The sequence below is a fragment of the Psychrobacter sp. AOP7-B1-25 genome, assembly GCF_052376195.1.
Taxonomy (GTDB): Bacteria; Pseudomonadota; Gammaproteobacteria; order Pseudomonadales; family Moraxellaceae; genus Psychrobacter.
The window spans coordinates 27,787-47,363 of record NZ_JBQSVK010000009.1 but is presented as its reverse complement, the minus strand read 5'-3'; the positions used below and the strand labels follow the sequence as shown (position 1 = coordinate 47,363).

The window sequence follows — 19,577 nt, the reverse complement described above, 5'->3', positions numbered from 1 at the left end:
GGTTGTTGTATTCATGATTGAGTATGTGGGTGTGTCAAACACTCGGCCAGTACACTGACAAGTAGCTATGCAGACAGTTTCTATTCAAGCGGCACAATAATCCATAGCTGCGGCTTGCTAAACGTCTGATAAGCATCTTCAATGATGTCTTTAAAGACATTAAAATCCTCAGTGTTTATTTTTTTTATAACTGTCAGATCTAATATCAAATGACGGACATCACTATCAGTCAAACAGTCCCATGCACTGTCCCAGTTATGTGAAAAATAACTGGGGAAATCACAGGCTGTAGCCAGACTGGATAGTAAGGCAGTTTTATCAAGTGAATCACCCACGCGTATGGTAACAGCCTCAGTTGGAATGCTGGCATGAAGTGCTGTACCGTTTTGGTTAATGTGGTCTTGCTTAATATAATGTATGGCTTGGCTCATATTATTTTACGTCCAGTTTTTTGAAGCTGTCATAGTGGTCAACAGTTAGGTAATAAACGGTAGGTGGATAGCCACCAGTGACGATACGCCGTGCACCGCGATGTGATACGCCAGGGGTGGGTACGGTATATTCACGATAGTAGCCTTGAGACTGAGTAGGCAATCGGCCTTCACGATTATAAAAAGTCGTGCCGTCTTTGTTTGGATAAGGGAAGGGTTCACCTTGCTGGATCAGCATTATGGTCTTATCTATTTGTGCATCACCCGTGACGGAAGAGGCTGGCGCTTGGTTTGAGCTGCCTGATGAAGTTTGAGATATAGCGGTGGGCGTTGCGCCATCCGAAAAAGCAGTCGACTTTATATCATCAAAGAAATAAAACGCGACTGCGATAATAGCAATGAGGCTAAATAAGGTAGATAGCGGGCTTTTCTTGTTTCGATTGCTATTTTGACTGCTGCGGTTTGAGTTGTGAATGCTGCGATGGCTATTTTTGCTAGTGTGAGTAGGTGTATAGTTTGGAGCATTTGATGCAGTGTCTTGATCAAGGCTCAGCGAAGATGAGGTTACCTCAGTGGCTCTCAATTGATTTTTGTCATTACGGGTACTGTTGAAGTAGACGCCTTGTCCAACCGTTATAGGCTTTGCTAATCGTGCTTTGCTAATATGAAAGAATACATCTTCATTTTGATTATCTACATCGATAAATCCATAGCCTTTATCTTCATTCCAGTGCTTAATCTTGCCACTTTGCATGTTTGTAACGCTCCCTATAGTGTAAACGTCTATAACTCAAATACGTATGATTTAAACGAAGAAACGCCAGCATAATTGCTGACGTTTCTGATTACCTTTACAGATAGTCGATACTGGCGTAATTACGCACGAGTTTCGCCATGACCATAAACAATCCATTTTTGTGAAGTCAGACCTTCGAGACCAACAGGGCCACGAGCATGGATCTTATCCGTTGAGATACCAATTTCAGCGCCGAGTCCGTATTCAAAACCATCAGCGAAGCGGCTAGAAGCGTTAATCATCACACTGGCCGAATCCACTTCACGGATGAATCGTTGAGACTTGGTATAGTTATCTGTAATGATAACATCGGTATGATGACTACCGTGCGTATTGATATGCTCAATTGCTTCATCAATACCTGAGACTACTTTTACCGCTAGGATAGGGGCTAAATACTCAGTATCCCAGTCCTCCGTAGTAGCAGTTGATAGATGACCTTCAAGTTTGGCGTTTTCATTTAAAATGGCTTGTGACTGGTCATCGAGGCGTAGTTGCATGGCATCATCTGCTTCCACAATAGCTTCTGCAATTTTAGGCAATAGCTCATTAGCGACTGCTTCATCAACTAGGAGTGTCTCCATCGTATTACAAGTACCGTAGCGATGCGTTTTGGCGTTGACACTAACTTTGATAGCAGTCTCAGCATCTGCATCACTATCGATAAAGGTGTGGCAGTTACCATCTAAATGCTTAATCACAGGTACTTTAGCATCGTTACTAATACGTGCAATCAGACCTTTACCACCACGTGGCACGATAACATCGACATATTCAGTCATGGTAATTAGCTCGCCAACGGCCGCACGATCGGTCGTCTGTAGCACCTGTACGCTATGTTCCGATAGGTCAGTATGACTAAGTCCTTTGATAATGCATTTGGCAATCGCTTGATTAGATTCAAATGCTTCAGAACCACCGCGCAAGACAATCGCGTTGCCTGATTTGAGCGCCAACGATGCGGCTTCTAACGTTACGTTAGGACGTGACTCATAAATCATACCGACCACACCCAGTGGTACACGCATTTTGCCTAAATGAATACCAGATGGGCGATAGGTCATGTCAGTGACTTCACCAATAGGATCAGGAAGTCCAGCGACGTCTTTAAGACCTTGAAGCATACCGTTGAATCGCGCTTCGTTTAGTTCCAAGCGATCGAGGAGTGCGCTATCGAGATTATTTTTTTGACCATTGTCCATATCGATTTTATTGGCAGCCAAAATGTCTTGTTTGGCATTGACCAGCTCATCATGAATGGCTATGAGTGCTGAGTTCTTATCACCAGTGTTGGCAGCAGCGAGTGCACGAGAAGCAGCTCTTGCTTGCTTACCGACAGACTGCATATAGGTCGTAATATCTGTAGTATTTGATTGACTCATAAATTATTTTCCTTATGTAATACAGGTTTTCTTAAATAAAGGCGCTCAGTTTATATAGGTAAAAGTCTCTAAACAGGCGGAAAATGTCGCAAAAAAAGAAATTTTGAATGCCTACTTAGATAGCGATAGGTCATTATGCTATTTAACATAGAGCAGATGAGGTCGATAGTAAAGTTGATTTTGTGAATAGAACCCGCGTTGCAATAATCTTATACGTACCTATTGAAAACATATTATTCATGTTAAATAGATTCTTTAAAGTAGGCGCGTTATCAGTACTACACTATATCTTTACGTGTTTTTAACAGAATTGCGTTGTAAATACTAAGGTAGCTACAGCATATCCTCAGTATAGTAAGTACTAAACAGCAAGGCTATTTATAGCTAGTACTTAATCTTATTATAATGAATGATGGAGAATGAACATGGCTACTACAAACAAGACAATTAAGAGTTGGATAACAGTAGGCTTGGTTACGAGCGCACTGGCCCTAAGTGCGTGCGGTAAACAAGACGAAACACCAATGGAGACTGAAACAGATACCGCAGTGGATGCGCAAACTTCTGTAGAAGAAACTGCGTCAGCGAGTGGATCTGATGATGTGGCTGTGGCTAGTGCCGATGATGAGGGTGTTGACGTTACTAATAACGACGATGTGGCAGTTGCAACAGAAGAAGACACAGATATGCTAGATGGCACCGAAGACTCAGAGCACGTGTCGACGTACTAGTTGCATAGTATAGGGTACATTAACTGCATACTTTAAAAGACAGTTATCAGATAACACAACGTCTCTTATTCTAAAGTGATAAAATAAAGCCCAGAGCGATAAACTCAGTCTGGGCTTTTTTTGTATTAATGGTTTCTCGTATGCTGATTAACCCATTGGTTAAAGACAGTATTTGCCTTTTTACTGCGTAATAAGAGACAATATGACATTTTTCTCTTTGCCTTATCAGGCATATTACGATAATGCTCTAGATGTATATACTATATAGGTATAGCTATATAGCGCTCATTTTATTCGTGTTTTCACTCATATTTATTGGAAGTCTGCTGAACCATGCTTGATACTGCAAAAAACCCGACTCGGCCTATCGCCCTAGACTTACAAGACATCCATAAAAGCTACGGCTCGTTAGAAGTATTAAAGGGAGTATCCCTAACTGCTTATGATGGTGATGTTATATCTATTTTGGGCTCATCTGGCTCAGGTAAGTCGACGTTGCTGCGTTGTATTAACCTTCTTGAAAACCCCAATCATGGTCGTATATTGATCGGTGACGAAGAGTTGATGCTAAAACCTGCCAAATCAGGTGAGCTACAAGCGGCAGAAGTGAAGCAATTAGAAAGCTTGCGTGCTCGCGTGGGGTTTGTGTTCCAGAACTTCAATCTGTGGCCGCATAAGACGATCCTACAAAACATCATCGAAGGACCAACGCAGGTCCTAAAAATCAAAAAAGCCCAAGCCATCAGTGATGCCGAAAAACTGCTCGACAAAGTAGGTCTGCTCGACAAAAAAGACGCTTATCCTGCGAATTTATCTGGTGGTCAGCGTCAACGTGTCGCGATTGCCCGTGCGCTTGCTATGCAGCCACAGGTTCTATTATTTGATGAACCAACTTCTGCGCTAGACCCTGAATTGGTAAACGAAGTGCTTGCAGTAATGCGCGAGCTAGCAGAAGAGGGGCGTACGATGCTTATTGTTACTCATGAAATGCGCTTTGCCCGTGAAGTATCAAGCAAAGTCGTCTTTTTGCATCAAGGGGTGGTTGAAGAGATTGGCACACCTGAGCAAGTCTTCGATAACCCTACCTCTGAGCGCGTCAAAGACTTTATGGCGTCACACCGTCCTACCTAATTTTTTGTCTAGTTTTCTGTCTAATATTATGGTGGCAATACCTTTGCCACCATCTTTCCTGCCAAATATAAAATCACTGTAACGTAACCATTGTTGACTGTTTATTGCCCAATGATAACTATGAGTATGCAAAACGTTTGTTTTTGATATTTTACTCAGGTATTATCAAAAGGTTTATAGACCGTCACGTCTCGTGGCTGTCTGCCTTTCTGCTATCTATATTGCTTGTCTGGCAGGGACGTCAGAGAACAAAATATCAGAATCCTAAGCCAGAAAATCCTGTCAAAAACTTATGTTAAAACCCATCAGAATTTAAGGAACGTATGATGTCGAATTCTCGCCTATTGTGGTCGTCGATGACCGTTACTGCTGCATTGATGTTGAGCGCTTGTAGCCAACCTGCCGATGAAACCACCGATACCAATGCTGACACTCCTGCAGCAGAAACTACTGGTAAAACCATCCGTATCGCCACCGAGGGCGCTTACCCTCCATTCAACTACACCAACGCCGATGGCAGCTTGGCAGGTTTTGATATCGATGTTGCCAATGCTTTGTGTGATCAAATGCAAGCCAGTTGTGAAATCGTCGCGCAGGATTGGGACGGTATTATCCCAGGTCTATTGGCACAAAAATATGATGCGGTAATTGCTGGTATGTCTATCACTGCTGAGCGTCAAGAAAAAGTAGATTTCAGCGAGCCGTACTTTGCCAATACGATGGTATGGCTGACCAACACTGATGGTAATTTTGATCCTATGGCGATCGAAAACGTAACGCTTGGTGGTCAACGTTCTACTACGCCAGGTGCTTATCTACAGGATAACTACGAAGGTAAAGATGGCAATACCGTTCAATTATACGATAACTATGATAACGCTTATTTAGACCTAAAATCTGGTCGTAGCGATGCTGTATTGGCTGAAAAAGTATCTGCAAAATCATGGTTAGTAGATAACTCAGAAGGCTTCGGTATCGTCGGTGATGAGATTGATAACGATGACAATATTGCCATTGCTGTCCGCAAAGATGACTCACTTAAAGCAGAGTTTGATAACGCGCTTAGCGAAATCCGTAGCAACGGTGAGCTAGCACGTTTAGAACAAGCCAATTTTGGTCAATAAATTTGTGTGTCTAGAGAACATAAACCAATATAGTAAAGGATAGTAAAAATGACAATTTCAATGACATCATCAATGGGTAAAAAAGTATTATGGCTAGCACCACTTAGCGCAGCAATGCTAATGTTGGCAGGTTGTAACGATAGCTCAGCACCAGCAGAAAATACTGAAGCTGATACCGCTACTGAAGCGCCTTTGGATCTTAAAATTGCTACAGAATCAAGCTTTAAGCCTTTTAGTTACACCGATGCTGAAGGTAATCTAATTGGTTATGAGATTGAGCTGGTTGATGCCTTGTGCGAAGAGATGAATGCAGAATGTGAAGTTATTTCTCAAGATTGGGATGGACTGATCCCAGGGCTAAATGCACAAAAATTTGATGCAGCTATTGCTGGTATGTCGATCACACCTGAGCGTAAAGAAGTGGTCGATTTTAGCGACCCATACTTTCACAGTGGTATTATCTTAATCGGTAAAAAAGGTGATGATATTAGTGTTGATGAGCTAACAGATCAACCAATTGCATCACAGCGTTCAACGGTTTCATCACAGTATTTGCAAAACGAGCATGACGATGCTGACATCAAGCTATATGATACTCAAGATAATGCCTATTTAGATCTGACATCAGGCCGTGTGCGCGCGCTTATGTCTGACAAAGTAGTGGGCGTTGATTGGTTAAAAACTGAAGCAGGTCAAGAATACGAAATCAAAGGTGACGAAATCAGTACTGATGATGATGCGATGGGTATTGCATTCCGTAAAGGCGATCCGTTAGTTGCTAAATTTAATGCGGCATTGGCTGAGATAAAAGACAACGGCACCTATGATCAAATCACTGGTAGCTATTTTGGTACTAGTTCCACTGCTGCTGCTCAAAAAGCAGGGGACACTGATGATGTCGAAGAAGTAATGGTCGCTGAAGAAGAGGCGCCAGCTAACTAATACGATATCTAGTAGTTTGACTGCTATTGTTTAAAAACGTGTTGTTTACTCAAGTAAAAACCAAGGATGATCATGAGCAACCAGTGTGCCCCAATCTATACCACGACTGACAAATTCAATGTGAATATGATCAGACGTCTGTCTATGTCATTGCTTGCGCTAGCGACAGCCTTTACCGTTGCTGGCTGTAGCAATAACCAAGAGAGTGCGACTGATGCCAGTCCAGAGGCTACCGAAGTAACGGCAGCCTCTACAGATGAGGTATTACGTATCGGTACAGAGGGGGCATATGCACCTTTTAACTATACCAATGCTGATGGGACCCTTGGTGGCTTTGATGTTGAGGTAGCAAATGCACTCTGTGCAGATATGCAGGTGACCTGCGAGATTGTAGCGCAGGACTGGGACGGTATTATCCCCGGTCTGAAAGCGGGTAAGTATGATGCAATTGTCGCCGCGATGTCGGTCACACCAGAGCGTGCAGAGCAGGTCAGCTTTACCGATCCTTACTTTAGCAATGCCTTAGTTTTCTTGGCAGAAAAAGACAGCAGCTTTGACCCTAGCAACAACAGCGATATCGATTCTCATTCTATTGCTGCACAGCGTTCGACCATTTCATCGCAATGGCTAGAAGATACGTATCCAAAAGCCGATATGAAGCTTTATGATACGTTGAGTAATGCGTTTTTAGATCTTGGTTCAAACCGTGTCGATGCGATGATTTCTGATAAGCTGCCTGCAATAGAATGGCTGAGCTCGTCTGCTGGTAGTAAATATGCACTAAAAGGTGATGAGATTGATATCAATGATAACTTTGCGATAGCGGTACGCCCAGGCGATCCATTACAAGCGAAGATTAATCAATCTCTTGCTAATCTAAAAGCAGACGGTACTTACGATAAAATAAATCAAAAGTACTTTGCGGTGCCAGCGTCTGAAACGGGCACAGTGGGTGAAGACGTAGAGCCAAATGCTAGTGAGCAACCAACGTCAGAAGCGGCTAGTTAATAACTAACAGCAATCAAAGATAACAGTCAAAAAATATTGTTTTGTTTAATAAAAGGATATCGCCATCATGGCGATGTCCTTTTTTATTAGCGGTTACATCATCGAATATACATCGTAGGCATCCATCATTTTTGCTCAAATTTAGTTGGTTTATTGTATGCTTCTAGAGGTAAGTGTCTGTTTAAGTACAGCTTAGGCTCAGCTTTTACGTGTCAGTATTAACATCACAGCGAGTGAATATGATAAAATCAGCGCTCATTTCTACTGTGTCAATTATCGCAGCGTTAATCGTATTCTTCTGACGTCATTTTTTGACGCCGACCATCCCTATTGATTTGGTATAAAATACGGTGTTTTGCCGCGTTCAGCTATTGATGCTGATTCTTTTAACTCATATTTTGCAAATTGCTAATATAAAGAGACTGAGTGGATAATCGTGTTTGACTTACAAGGATTTGGCGCGCTTTTATTAAGCGGCGCTACCGTCACCATACAGCTAGCTGTGACCAGTCTGATTATTGGTCTGGGTTTAGGCCTGCTCGGCGCAACCGCCAAGATGTCCAATATCTGGTTGCTACGTAAACTTGCGACTGTTTATACTGCGACGATGCGCGGTATACCTGAGCTGTTATTGGTGCTCTTTATTTATTATGGCGGCTCTATCTTGTTGATGAGCATCCTCAAAAAGTTCGGCTACAACGACTATGTCGAAATTAGCGCTTTTTGGGGTGGTGTCATGGCGCTATCTATTGCTTTTGGTGCGTATGCGACTGAGATTTTTCGCATGTCCATTCAGGAGATTCCAGTAGGACAGCGAGAGGCTGCCCAAGCGATTGGTATGCGTCCTTTGCAGACTTTTTATCGCATCACGTTGCCGCAAGTATGGCAAATTGCACTGCCAGGTTTGGGTAATTTGTTTTTGGTATTACTCAAAGATACCGCATTGGTATCGGTCGTGGGTCTCAAGGACATCATGTATCAATCATCGCGTGCGGCACAGTCAACGCAGCAGCCGTTTACCTTTTATATGGCAGCAGCGATTATTTATTTGGGTCTGACCATGTTGATTACTGGCTTCATGATGTGGCTTGAGTGGCGCGCCAATCCTGCGGCACGCTATGCCAAAAAGATAAGTCGTCAATCCACTCACAGTCAATCGACCATAGGATAGAGGAGAGATACTATGGATTGGAATTGGCAGGTCATTTTTGACCATATCCCTGATTTATTAGGTGGTGCGGTATTGACCGTACAGCTGGTATTATTTTCAGGTGTGATTGGATTGCTGTTCGGTTTGGTCTTGGCATTGCTACGACTGTCTAAGAGTTGGGTGGTACAGATACTACCGTTTCTGTATATCTTCTTTTTCCGTGGCACACCGCTGCTGGTACAGATATTCCTGATTTATTACGGTTTGGGTCAGTTCGAGGCTGTACGCGAGTCGTTTTTATGGGAACCAGTACTTAGCCAAGCATATTGGTGCGCCATTATCGCCTTTACTCTTAATACCAGTGCTTATCTAGCAGAGATTATACGCGGTGCGATTCAGACGATTCCTGTTGGAGAGCTTGAAGCGGCTGACGCTCTAGGTATGTCAAAATGGCAAAAGCTAACACGTGTGACGCTACCGCGCGCATTTGGTATTGTGATCCCAGCGTACAGTAACGAAGTTATCTTTATGCTAAAAGGTAGTGCGCTAGCTTCAACTATTGCATTGATGGATATCACGGGTGTTGCTCGTACAATTAGTGCGCGAACTTATACCTTGATGGAGCTATTCTTTGCCGCTGGTATCGTTTACCTACTATTGTCTTGGGTTATTTTGTTTAGTTTTAGACTGTTTGAAAAGCGTATGAACCGTCATGCCAGTTATGTACCACCAGATGTCGTGACCAATACGATTTCATAGTTAGCAGTTAGCAGTTAGCAGTTAGCAGTTAGCAGTTAGCAGTTAGCAGTTAGCAACTAAAAATCGTCACAGTTACTGTAGACAATATAGTATGGACTACGGATAAAATAGCCATCATTTACAGGGAGAGTCTAGTATGAGCCAATCACCACATGAGTCATTAGCTAACACCATTGCAACTGGTGTTAGTGCCGAGCAGGGTGCTATCAATCATAATGAAAGCCTGCGTGCTTCTATTGGTAAAGTCGTCTGTGTTGGTCGCAACTATGCAGCACACGCTGCAGAGTTGGGCAACGAAGTACCAACCACGCCGATACTGTTTATGAAGTCTGCGTCTTCAGTGGTCTCTATTCGTGGTGATGTGGTTCGCCCAAGTCCAGAGCTTTCAGGTGAGACTCATTATGAGGCTGAGCTATGCATTCAGCTATCAGATGACTTATCTATGGCGACAATTGAGCAGGCTCAGCAAGCGATTGGCGGCGTGACATTGGGACTGGATTTGACCTTGCGTGACTTGCAAAGCAAGCTAAAAGAAAAAGGTCATCCGTGGGAGCGTGCCAAGTGTTTTGACGGGGCCTGTGTACTTGCTGATTGGCTTGACCCACAAGCGTTTGGCAATCTGCAGAATGTACAGTATCAGCTGTCTATCAATGATAAATTAACGCAAGATGGCGATAGCGCATTAATGCTGTTTCCTGTCTATGAATTGCTAGTCAATATTAGCCATGCATTTAACTTGCAAGCAGGTGATGTGATTATGACTGGTACGCCAAGCGGCGTTGGTGTGTTGCAAGCAGGTGACAAGCTTCAGTTGAAACTGGGTGATCATGAGTGGGTATCACAAGTACAGTAAGCTTTTTGCAATAACAGATGTATATTTAAAACCCCGAGCTATTGCTTGGGGTTTTTTTTTAAGCTTTTATATTTATTTCTTAAATTTGCCAACTGAAAAACCATTCTATCTTTAAATCACTTTACTTCTTAATCATCATTAGCAAAGTCGATTGTCATCAGTTTGTCACCTATTGTTCAGCGTGCTGTCATAAAGGTTGAGTAGACTTAAGCGGAATTCGTATTTTTGTGGTCGTAATTATAAAGCTGCGATCAACTCTCTGCCAATCTAGCCTAATAGCAAGGTGACTGATAATGACATTATTGAACAATGAGCGAACGCTTGCCCACGAAGTGGTTGAAGACTCAAATCCTACTAATAATACTGACTTTCAGACGATTATCAATCGTCGATTGAACCGCCGTAGTATTCTAAAAGGTGGCACAGGATTGACGGCTGCCGCTTTTTTTGGCGCATTACCTTTGGCTGGATGTAGTGAAGATGATGATAGAAATATGGTCAGTGATGACAATAATGCAGCCATTCCTGCGCAGGGTGATTTGAAGCGTCCTGATACCTTGAAGTTTGAGGCAGTCGCGCATTCAACTGCGGAGACGATGACCGTAGCGGCAGGCTATAAGGCAGAGATAATATTACCACTTGGTACACCATTGAACTCTGGTATCGAGGATTGGAAAGACAATCGCGAGCAATCAGCAGAGTCATTTGAATGGCGTATGGGTGACAACCATGATGGGATGTGGTTCTTTGGCAAAAACGGTAATGCTTACGATGCCAAAGCGTCAGAAAACAGCTTGCTTGTCATGAACCATGAATACGTTAACAGCAGTGAGCTTAGCCCATTTGGGTACTACGTCACGCAAGATAACGATGCTGCGCCTATCTTTCAAAATCGTCGTCTCGCAAGCGACGTCCGCCGCGAAGTCAACTGTCATGGTGTCTCGGTAGTTGAGTTAACTCGCCGTGCAGATGGTATGGGTTATGAGATGGTGCCTGACTCTAAATACAACCGCCGAATCACCAGTAGTACAACAGCGCAATTGGCTGGCCCTGTGGCAGGTTCGGCTCTGGTCAAGACCAAGTTTGATCCGACAGGTTATCAGACTCGCGGTATCAATAATAACTGCGGCGCAGGTCTGTCGCCTTGGGGCACTTATCTGACTACCGAAGAAAATTTCTTGGGTGTGTTTGCCCGTGGACAAGATGCAAATCAATTGAGCGCTAATGACAACTATGCTCGCGAACGCTACGGTGCAGTAGAGGACTTCCCAGGTTGGGAGTATCTATGGCATACCCCAGAAGCAAAGGATGCCAAAATAGCAGACGAGTTCTCGCGCTGGGATATGACCGCAGTTGGTGACAGTGCAGCTGAAGATTATCGCTATGGCTTTAATACCTTTGGTTATATTACTGAGATTGACCCATTTGACCAAAAATCTATGCCGCAGAAACGCACTGCACTTGGCCGATTCGCCCATGAAAATTGCGCTTATGCGCCTGTCGAGCAAGGCAAGCCAGTAGTATTCTATATGGGTGATGATGCCCGAGGTGAGTACATTTATAAGTTTGTCTCCAAAGCGATGTGGTCAAACTCAGATATCGGCGGCGGACTAAAAGCAGGTGATAAATATCTGAATGAAGGCACGCTATACGTAGCAGTATTTAACGAAGATGGTAGCGGTGAGTGGAAAGCACTCGTCCATGGTCAGAATGGACTGGATGCTTTTAATAGTGCATTACCATTCAATGGTCAAGATGAAGTGTTGGTATTCGCCCGTGCAGCTGCTGATGCTGCTGGCGCTACTAAGATGGATCGACCTGAATGGGTATCGGTCAGTCCTATGACAGGCGATGTCTATGTGACATTGACTAATAATAAATATCGCGGTGTACGTGATGACCAACCTGTCTCAGCTTCCAATCCGCGTAGTTATCAGTCAAGCGAAAAGGCACTTGGTAATGACAATGGCCATATCATTCGTTGGGCGGAAGCGGGCGGTGACCATGCTGCAACGAGTTTTGAGTGGGATATCTATTTGTTTGGTGCGCCAAGTGATTTATCAGCAGAAAACCTCTCCCAGCTAAATGATAATAACGACTTTTCTTCACCTGACGGCCTATACTTTGACCCACGCGGTGTCTTATGGATTCAGACAGATGACGGTGCTTATACCGATACCAGTAGCTGTATGTTGCTCGCGGCTCTGCCAGGCAAAGTCAGTGATGGATCGATGACGACCACATCAGCAGGGCAATCAACCCGAGTCGGTACCTCTGCCAGCAATGACAATATCAAACGTTTCTTTGTCGGCCCTGAAGGGTGCGAAGTGACAGGTATTACCATGGCGCCAGACTTTAAAACGCTGTTTATCAACATTCAGCATCCTGGCAACACATGGGGCGCTGTCGCTGGTGGTAGTATTCCTCGCTCAGCGACTGTGATGATTACTCGTGAGGATGGTGATGTCATACTGGCAGAATCGTTTGATACGGCTGATAGTACGACATAGCTAAATAAGCTGTAAGCGATCAATAAAAATTACTCAAATGATCACAACTATAAAAATCCCAAGTTAAGGCTTGGGATTTTTTATTATTACGTTGATTTGATTGTTAAAGAAACCGTCTATCAGTAATCTAGCTCTGCTGGTCGCCATTCAGTGGTAGAGTCGAACCATTTACTTCTATTTGCTACAGTTACAGGATAATATAGAAAATAACTTCTCTCGCTGAATGTGTAAATACTATGAGCAGTACAAGTGTGTTTTATAGCGACAGTGTTAGTGACAGCGACGTTCAAAATGATAGCAGCTATACTCGTATCCACCATGAGCTCGATGCGCATTTTATTCCCGACGCTAGTGTACCGCTACACAGTCACCTATATGAGCAAATCGACCAACTCGAAGCCATTGATATGGATGAACTGGTCAAGCTACTAGCAGATTCGGATGACAGCGATGAAATCAATAAAACACCTGTGTCTTTGACTGACTTTTTTGAAGGATTGGCGCAGCTTGCCACCATGGGTGTGGTTGAGATTACAGAAATTGTAGAGGCTATCCACCGTGAAGTTATCTTGCGTCCGCTAGGCCGCTTCAATGACAAACATTTAAACAAATGGTCGCGCGGATTTACTGGACGTATCTATGGCACGATACGTCATGTCATGCAGATGGTTGGTAACAATCTAGCATCTGTACTACGCATATACAAAAACTTAATTATCCAAAAATCAGTGCAGCCATTACCAGACTCACTAAAAAAGCTAGTCAATGTACTCAATGGTGTCATGGGCGATCATCTTGTCAATAATCAGAATGCGCTTGCTATTCCGATGATGCTCTATACTCAAGATGGCAAACCACAAAATGACGTACTATCAGGACGCATCGCTATTTTATGCCATGGTTTATGTATGAGTCATTTAAGTTGGCAAGCACAAGTGGATCATGATTTAGGTAAGGCCATTCACATCAGCCAGCCTGATACCACGGTTCTGTATTTGGATTACAACACAGGTCGCCGTATCTCACGTAGTGGCCGTAAATTCTCTCAATTGCTACAAGCGCTGGTCGATGATAACCCAAATATCAGTCAGATAGATCTGGTCGGACACAGTATGGGCGGTTTGGTTGCTCGCAGTGCATTGTTTTATGGTGAGCAAGATCGCCTAGATTGGATAAAACGCGTGGGTAACCTGATCACGCTAGGTTCGCCGCATCACGGGGCAGTCCTTGAGCGTATCGGTAACTATGTGCAAGATATCATTGCCAAACTGCCGTTTGCAGGCTCGCTGGCCAAGCTCGGCGATATGCGAAGTGCCGGTATTATCGATCTACGTCATGGCAGTATTCGTGATGCAGACTGGAAGGCATTGGAGGGCCGTAGCGTGTTGCCACAAGATTTCCGTCATCCTGCACAGCTGCCAAGTGATATTAAAACTTACTTTGTCGCTAGTGCTTTGCTTGAAACGCACTATGATTCTAAGGTAACGGACCTGCTAGGAGACAGCTTGGTATCTGTCGCTTCAGCGTTGGGCGAAGATGACGCGGAGCATGCTTTGTTTGTGCCAGATGGTCATAAAGCAGTGTTTTATGGGGTCAATCATATTAACTTGATTCATAGCAGGCGGGTGCGCGAGCAGGTGGTTAAATGGCTACTTGATAATGGCCGAAGTGACTACGCTGGGCGTCCGCGCATACATTCTTATCCTAGAAGTTTGGATTTGGTGGTGTAATGACTTAATCATAAAACAAAAACCCTCAAGCATCACACTTGAGGGTTTTTATAGATGATGGTTTATGATGATAAAAAATTATTCAGCAAATATAGCTGCTACATCATTTTTATTGAACTTGTAGATTTCACCGCAGAATCCGCAATCCATCTCAAACGTCCCGCCTTGTTCTTCGACGACATCTAGTGCTTCTGCTTCACCAATTTGCTCGATTGCCATTTCACACTTCTCGCGCGAGCAAGTACAGCCAAATGCTAGCGGGGCAGGCTCAGGGGCAACGATGTTCTCTTCATGATACAAGCGATATAGTATTTCGTTAGCATCCAGCGTTGTTAGCTCTTCTGCTTTTACCGTGCGCGTCAATACAGACAAGCGTGTCCATAAATCATCGTCGATACCTGCATCTTGGTTTTGCTCAACTTCAGACGTTTCTTCGGCAGTACGCGGTAGCATTTGTACCAAGATACCACCTGCTTGCAGACCGTCCGATGCTAGGTTAATCAATGTTGGAATCTGCGCCGATTGCTTTTGATAATGTGCCAAGCAGTCCGCTAGATTGTCATGGCTGCGCTCAACGATACCTTGGTATGGCTCGCCGCCATCAGGCTGGATATTGATAAACAATACGCCTTGTCCCATCGCACCAAGCTCAGCAAAAGCTTCTTTAGCATGGGTCATATTGTCCCACGCTTGTACTTGTTCATCCGTCTCACCTTTCCAGCTAGCAAGCGCACGAATGATACCGTCTTGATCGCATTCTGCCATCGCCCAGTTTAGCAAACTGTCACTGTCCGATGATTGTAGCTGAATAGATAGACGACCATTGATTTTGACCGTACTGATTAGCAAACTTGCTGCGGTCAGCATCTCACCCAATAAGCGTTTGATGGCTTCAGGATAGGGCTTTTGTGCAATTGTGCTTGCATAGCTGCGTGATAGGCGCACCACATCGCCACGTACGGGAGAATCTTCAACGAAAAAACGTTGGCGAATGTCGTTGCTGCCATGGTTACCAGTAGTTTGGCTGTCCGTATTTGGGACTTGGATATCTTGATTCATAGGTCATTTGTAGTATAGAGAAGTTGTTTGCTTTATGGGGATTACTACCGATTTATCAATCATAATTAGCAGACTGTTTTAACGCTTATGAATAGTAATAGCTGATAATAAGCTTATGTAACAAAGCAGTTATTTATACAAAGCCTAAAGAGATAAACTCTATGAGCCATCATCTGATAGTTGGAATATAAATATATTCATAAATATGTACTCTCTCGAAAAAAATGTACCCTCTACTGCAAAATTGTTGTACAGTAACATTAAGTTGCATTGTGATAAACAACAGCAACATCCGTACGGATGCGGGGCAGACGGGTCAATTAGACCTATATCGTCCAAGCACTCACTCAATCTTGCGATAAAAGGATGTATTTCATGTCATACTCATTTTCCAAACCGTTGACTTTAGCTGCTGTTATGGCATTAGGTTTAGCGGGATGTAATAACAGCAGCCAAACCAGCACTGATGCGCCAGCAGATGATGCAGCGACGACAGAAACCACCAACGGTACGCTACAAAAAATCAAAGACTCTGGCACTATCGTCGTCGGTCACCGTGACTCCTCTATTCCTTTTTCTTATATTGCTGATGATCCTAATCAGCCGATTGGCTATGCGCACGATTTGGAAATGAAAGTGGTTGAAGCAGTTAAGCAAAAGCTAAATATGCCAGACCTTAACGTTCGTTATAACTTGATTACCTCGCAAACTCGTATCCCGTTGGTACAAAACGGCACAGTAGATTTTGAGTGTGGCTCAACCACCAATAACGAAGAACGTCAAAAGCAAGTCGCATTCTCTAATGGTTTCTTTGAAATCGGTACGCGTCTGTTAACCAAAAAAGACTCTGGTATTCAAGATTTTGAAGACCTAAAAGGCAAAACCCTTGTAACGACAGCAGGAACGACTTCAGAGCGTTATATCCGTCAATACAATGATGAAAACAGTATGGATACCAATATCATCTCAGCAAAAGATCATGGCGAAGGCTTCCTTATGCTAGAAAATGGTCGTGCTGATGCGTTTATGATGGATGATGTACTACTGGCTGGCGAAAAAGCCAAAGCAAAAAATCCTGATGAGTGGGTTATCGTTGGCGAGCCGCAATCGTTTGAAATCTATGGTTGTATGATGCGTAAAGATGATCCTGAGTTCAAGGCTGTAGTCGACGAAGCACTTGCTAATGTCTTTAGCTCAGGCGAAATCAATAGTATTTATGACAAGTGGTTCTTGAACCCAATCCCACCAAAGAACGTCAATCTAAACTTTGAGATGTCAGATAATCTAAAGGCCTTGATTGCCAATCCGCATGACAGTGCTCAGCCTAAAGAAGCAGCAGCGCAGTAACGCTCATTGTCCCTCAACATAGCTTGCCTATATGTTCAGATAATCATTAATTTTATTTGACGTATAGGCTTATCAATCGTTGCTCGGAGAGACAACCATGAATTATAGCTGGAACTGGGGTGTGCTCTTTGAGCAGACTGGTATTGGTAGCGAGCTTTATATCCATTGGATGATCACTGGTCTTGGCTGGCTGCTATTGATTGGCAGTATCGCATGGGCCATCGCGATGGTCGTCGGTACCATCTTCGGTATCATGCGCACCTTGCCAAACAAAACTGCTCGTGCAATCGGTACGGCTTATGTGACATTTTTTCGTAATATTCCATTGCTTGTACAATTGTTCTTTTGGTTTTATATTGCGCCTGGTTGGCTGACGCCGACGATACAAGAATGGTGGTATAAAGACTTGTCTCCGAATACCTCAGCCATGCTATCAGCCAGTATCGGTCTTGGTTTATTTACTGCTGCTCGTATCGTTGAGCAGGTACGGACGGGTATTGAGTCATTGCCGGAGGGACAGCTCAATGCTGCCTATGCATTAGGGTTTAGCATCCCACAAGTCTATAAGGAAGTTCTGCTACCGCAAGCATTTCGTATTATCTTACCACCGCTCAGCTCTGAGCTGACTAACTGCTTTAAAAACGCTTCTGTGGCCTCACTTGTGGGGGTGATGGAGCTGATTAGTCAAACCAAGACCATCAGTGAATACACTCAAAACAGTATCGAGATATATACTTACGCGACAATTATTTACTTAGTTTTCAATTTATCCTTAATCGCTATTATGGGTTTGATTGAACGCAAACTGCGTGTGCCTGGGCTTATTGCGGGAGGTCAGAAATGAATATGACCGAATTGGCGACAGCCTATCCTGGTTTAATGGGCGGCATGATTACCACCTTAAAAGTGCTATTTCTAGCTATTTTGGGCGGTATTAGTTTAGGTACTGTACTGGCACTAATGCGCTTATCAGGTATTAAAGCGCTTGAGATTCCCGCCAAGCTATACGTCAATTATTTCCGCTCTGTACCGCTACTACTGGTACTACTATGGTTTTATTTTGCCGTACCGATGATTTATCTTTGGGTAACGGGAAAATATTTGCAACTCGATGCTGCTTTCGCATCTTGTGTGGTTGCCTTTATGATGTTCGAGGCCGCTTATTTTTCTGAAGTAGTTCGTGCTGGTATTCAGTCTATTGGTAGTGGACAGATCAATGCGGCTAAAGCGCTTGGCATGACTTATGGGCAGACCATGCGTCTGGTTATCTTGCCACAAGCCTTTCGTAAGATGCTGCCGCTCATTTTGCAGCAATGTATTATCTTATTCCAAGATACGACACTGGTATTTGCCATTGGTTTGACCGACTTTTTCCGCGCAGCATACGTTCGCGGTGAGCTAATGGGATTACTCACGCCTTATATCTTAGGTGCTGGTGCTGTCTATTTTGTGATTAGTTTAAGTGCCTCTATTGGCGTACAGCAATTACAAAAGCGTTTGCGATTTTAATATAGCGACTTGAATACAGCTAACGCTAGCGTTGAGACCTCGAGTTGAGTGTTTGATTTACCTTTTTAAATAATGATTATCGAAAATAATGTGGTTAGGAGCCAGTGATGAGCAATGCTGATACATACTTAAATGCCTTTGGCGGGCTGGTTACCAATAGTGGTCATGCTAGTGATGAGATGGTCGTGGAGATATCTAACGTCAGCAAATGGTATGGAGATTTTCAAGTACTGACTGACTGTACGGCGCATGTACATAAAGGTGATGTCGTCGTTGTTTGTGGTCCATCGGGTAGTGGTAAGTCGACCTTGATTAAAACAGTTAACGGACTTGAACCTTTTCAAAAAGGTGACATCATGGTCAATGGTATCTCTGTCGGCGATCCAAAGACTAACTTGCCTAAGTTGCGTAGCCGCGTCGGTATGGTGTTCCAGCATTTTGAGCTGTTTCCACATCTAACGATTATTGATAATCTAACGGTCGCGCAAATCAAAGTATTGGGCCGTAAAGAATCTGAAGCCAAACAAAAGGCAATGGCGTATCTAGATCGTGTGGGTTTGACGGCGCAAGCAGCCAAATATCCAGCAGAACTGTCTGGTGGTCAGCAGCAGCGCGTCGCGATTGCACGAGCATTGGCAATGGATCCAGTAGCAATGCTATTTGATGAACCAACCTCCGCGCTTGATCCTGAGATGATTCAAGAGGTGCTAGATGTGATGGTTGAGCTGACTCGTGACGGTATGACCATGATGTGCGTGACACATGAAATGGGCTTTGCCAGTCAGGTCGCCAATCGTATTATCTTTATGGACGAAGGACATATCGTTGAAAACTGTAGTAAGGATGAGTTTTTTGAAGGGGCGAAAAGTGATCGTGCTCAGATGTTCTTATCGAAGATTTTAAATCATTAAAAGTATCGACCTTACTTATATTAAACTTTGCAACCATAATCAATTCTGACAAAAAAGCGTCTCATTAGTAGGCGCTTTTTTGTGCCAATAAAATATAATGAGATTTATCCTTTTAGTTTAAGCGCTTACGTAAGGTTAGATACCTACCTGCATGATTACACTGCTAGATAGGTGAGTGAATGGCTGTTTACTGATACAATAGCG

Annotated in this window: 18 protein-coding genes; 14 read left to right on the top strand and 4 right to left on the bottom strand. The window is 43.6% G+C overall.

The genetic code is table 11. From position 1 onward, the window contains the following. Window positions 1–80: 80 nt before the first annotated feature. The 3 genes from ACT3QR_RS08885 to ACT3QR_RS08875 all read right to left on the bottom strand — a co-directional run bounded on the left by ACT3QR_RS08885 (window position 81) and on the right by ACT3QR_RS08875 (window position 2,609). Window positions 81–431 (bottom strand): barstar family protein, encoded by a 351-nt coding sequence (locus ACT3QR_RS08885; RefSeq protein WP_444520988.1) that lies wholly within the window; start codon window positions 429–431, stop codon window positions 81–83. A gap of 1 nt (window position 432) precedes the next feature. Further along, a complete protein-coding gene (locus tag ACT3QR_RS08880) occupies window positions 433–1,185 on the bottom strand; it encodes a ribonuclease domain-containing protein (protein WP_444520987.1) in 753 nt (250 codons plus the stop codon). Window positions 1,186–1,307: 122 nt separating this feature from the next. After that, entirely contained in the window at window positions 1,308–2,609 is a 1,302-nt protein-coding gene (locus ACT3QR_RS08875) for a glutamate-5-semialdehyde dehydrogenase (RefSeq protein WP_444520986.1), read from the bottom strand. A 425-nt stretch (window positions 2,610–3,034) separates the two neighbouring features. Here ACT3QR_RS08875 and ACT3QR_RS08870 point away from each other — a divergent pair, with 425 nt between their 5' ends. The 10 genes from ACT3QR_RS08870 to ACT3QR_RS08825 all read left to right on the top strand — a co-directional run bounded on the left by ACT3QR_RS08870 (window position 3,035) and on the right by ACT3QR_RS08825 (window position 14,547). Then, window positions 3,035–3,340, top strand: coding sequence for a hypothetical protein (locus ACT3QR_RS08870; RefSeq protein ID WP_444520985.1), 306 nt, complete (start codon window positions 3,035–3,037; stop codon window positions 3,338–3,340). A 333-nt stretch (window positions 3,341–3,673) separates the two neighbouring features. Continuing rightward, on the top strand, window positions 3,674–4,471 hold the full coding sequence (locus tag ACT3QR_RS08865; RefSeq protein ID WP_444520984.1) for an ABC transporter ATP-binding protein: 798 nt from the start codon (window positions 3,674–3,676) through the stop codon (window positions 4,469–4,471). A gap of 323 nt (window positions 4,472–4,794) precedes the next feature. Beyond that, complete coding sequence (locus ACT3QR_RS08860) at window positions 4,795–5,595, top strand: transporter substrate-binding domain-containing protein (protein ID WP_444520983.1); 801 nt, start codon at window positions 4,795–4,797, stop codon at window positions 5,593–5,595. A gap of 48 nt (window positions 5,596–5,643) precedes the next feature. Continuing rightward, on the top strand, window positions 5,644–6,537 hold the full coding sequence (locus ACT3QR_RS08855; RefSeq protein WP_444520982.1) for a transporter substrate-binding domain-containing protein: 894 nt from the start codon (window positions 5,644–5,646) through the stop codon (window positions 6,535–6,537). Window positions 6,538–6,663: 126 nt separating this feature from the next. Then, window positions 6,664–7,545, top strand: coding sequence for an ABC transporter substrate-binding protein (locus tag ACT3QR_RS08850; protein ID WP_444521043.1), 882 nt, complete (start codon window positions 6,664–6,666; stop codon window positions 7,543–7,545). 436 nt (window positions 7,546–7,981) lie between these two features. Next, window positions 7,982–8,716, top strand: coding sequence for an ABC transporter permease (locus tag ACT3QR_RS08845; RefSeq protein ID WP_444520981.1), 735 nt, complete (start codon window positions 7,982–7,984; stop codon window positions 8,714–8,716). 12 nt (window positions 8,717–8,728) lie between these two features. Next, entirely contained in the window at window positions 8,729–9,454 is a 726-nt protein-coding gene (locus ACT3QR_RS08840) for an ABC transporter permease (protein ID WP_444520980.1), read from the top strand. Between the two features lie 223 nt (window positions 9,455–9,677). Next, window positions 9,678–10,307, top strand: coding sequence for a fumarylacetoacetate hydrolase family protein (locus ACT3QR_RS08835; RefSeq protein WP_444521042.1), 630 nt, complete (start codon window positions 9,678–9,680; stop codon window positions 10,305–10,307). A 293-nt stretch (window positions 10,308–10,600) separates the two neighbouring features. After that, on the top strand, window positions 10,601–12,817 hold the full coding sequence (locus ACT3QR_RS08830) for a PhoX family protein (protein WP_444520979.1): 2,217 nt from the start codon (window positions 10,601–10,603) through the stop codon (window positions 12,815–12,817). A gap of 236 nt (window positions 12,818–13,053) precedes the next feature. Next, entirely contained in the window at window positions 13,054–14,547 is a 1,494-nt protein-coding gene (locus tag ACT3QR_RS08825; RefSeq protein WP_444520978.1) for an alpha/beta fold hydrolase, read from the top strand. A 78-nt stretch (window positions 14,548–14,625) separates the two neighbouring features. On the opposite strand, the gene hslO is transcribed toward ACT3QR_RS08825, so the two are convergent. Beyond that, a complete protein-coding gene (hslO, locus tag ACT3QR_RS08820; RefSeq protein ID WP_444520977.1) occupies window positions 14,626–15,606 on the bottom strand; it encodes an Hsp33 family molecular chaperone HslO in 981 nt (326 codons plus the stop codon). 375 nt (window positions 15,607–15,981) lie between these two features. Here hslO and ACT3QR_RS08815 point away from each other — a divergent pair, with 375 nt between their 5' ends. The 4 genes from ACT3QR_RS08815 (at window position 15,982) to ACT3QR_RS08800 (ending at window position 19,373) form a co-directional block, all read left to right on the top strand. Further along, the gene (locus ACT3QR_RS08815; RefSeq protein ID WP_444520976.1) at window positions 15,982–16,953 is read left to right on the top strand and encodes a glutamate/aspartate ABC transporter substrate-binding protein; all 972 of its coding nucleotides are present in this window, start codon (window positions 15,982–15,984) and stop codon (window positions 16,951–16,953) included. A 97-nt stretch (window positions 16,954–17,050) separates the two neighbouring features. Continuing rightward, window positions 17,051–17,797, top strand: coding sequence for an amino acid ABC transporter permease (locus ACT3QR_RS08810; RefSeq protein ID WP_444520975.1), 747 nt, complete (start codon window positions 17,051–17,053; stop codon window positions 17,795–17,797). Beyond that, window positions 17,794–18,462: an ABC transporter permease subunit gene (locus ACT3QR_RS08805; protein ID WP_444520974.1), complete on the top strand. Its 669-nt coding sequence runs from the start codon at window positions 17,794–17,796 to the stop codon at window positions 18,460–18,462. Before ACT3QR_RS08810 ends, ACT3QR_RS08805 begins: the two co-directional genes overlap by 4 nt. A 179-nt stretch (window positions 18,463–18,641) precedes the next feature. Then, on the top strand, window positions 18,642–19,373 hold the full coding sequence (locus ACT3QR_RS08800) for an amino acid ABC transporter ATP-binding protein (RefSeq protein ID WP_444521041.1): 732 nt from the start codon (window positions 18,642–18,644) through the stop codon (window positions 19,371–19,373). The last annotated feature ends 204 nt before the right edge of the window (window positions 19,374–19,577 follow it).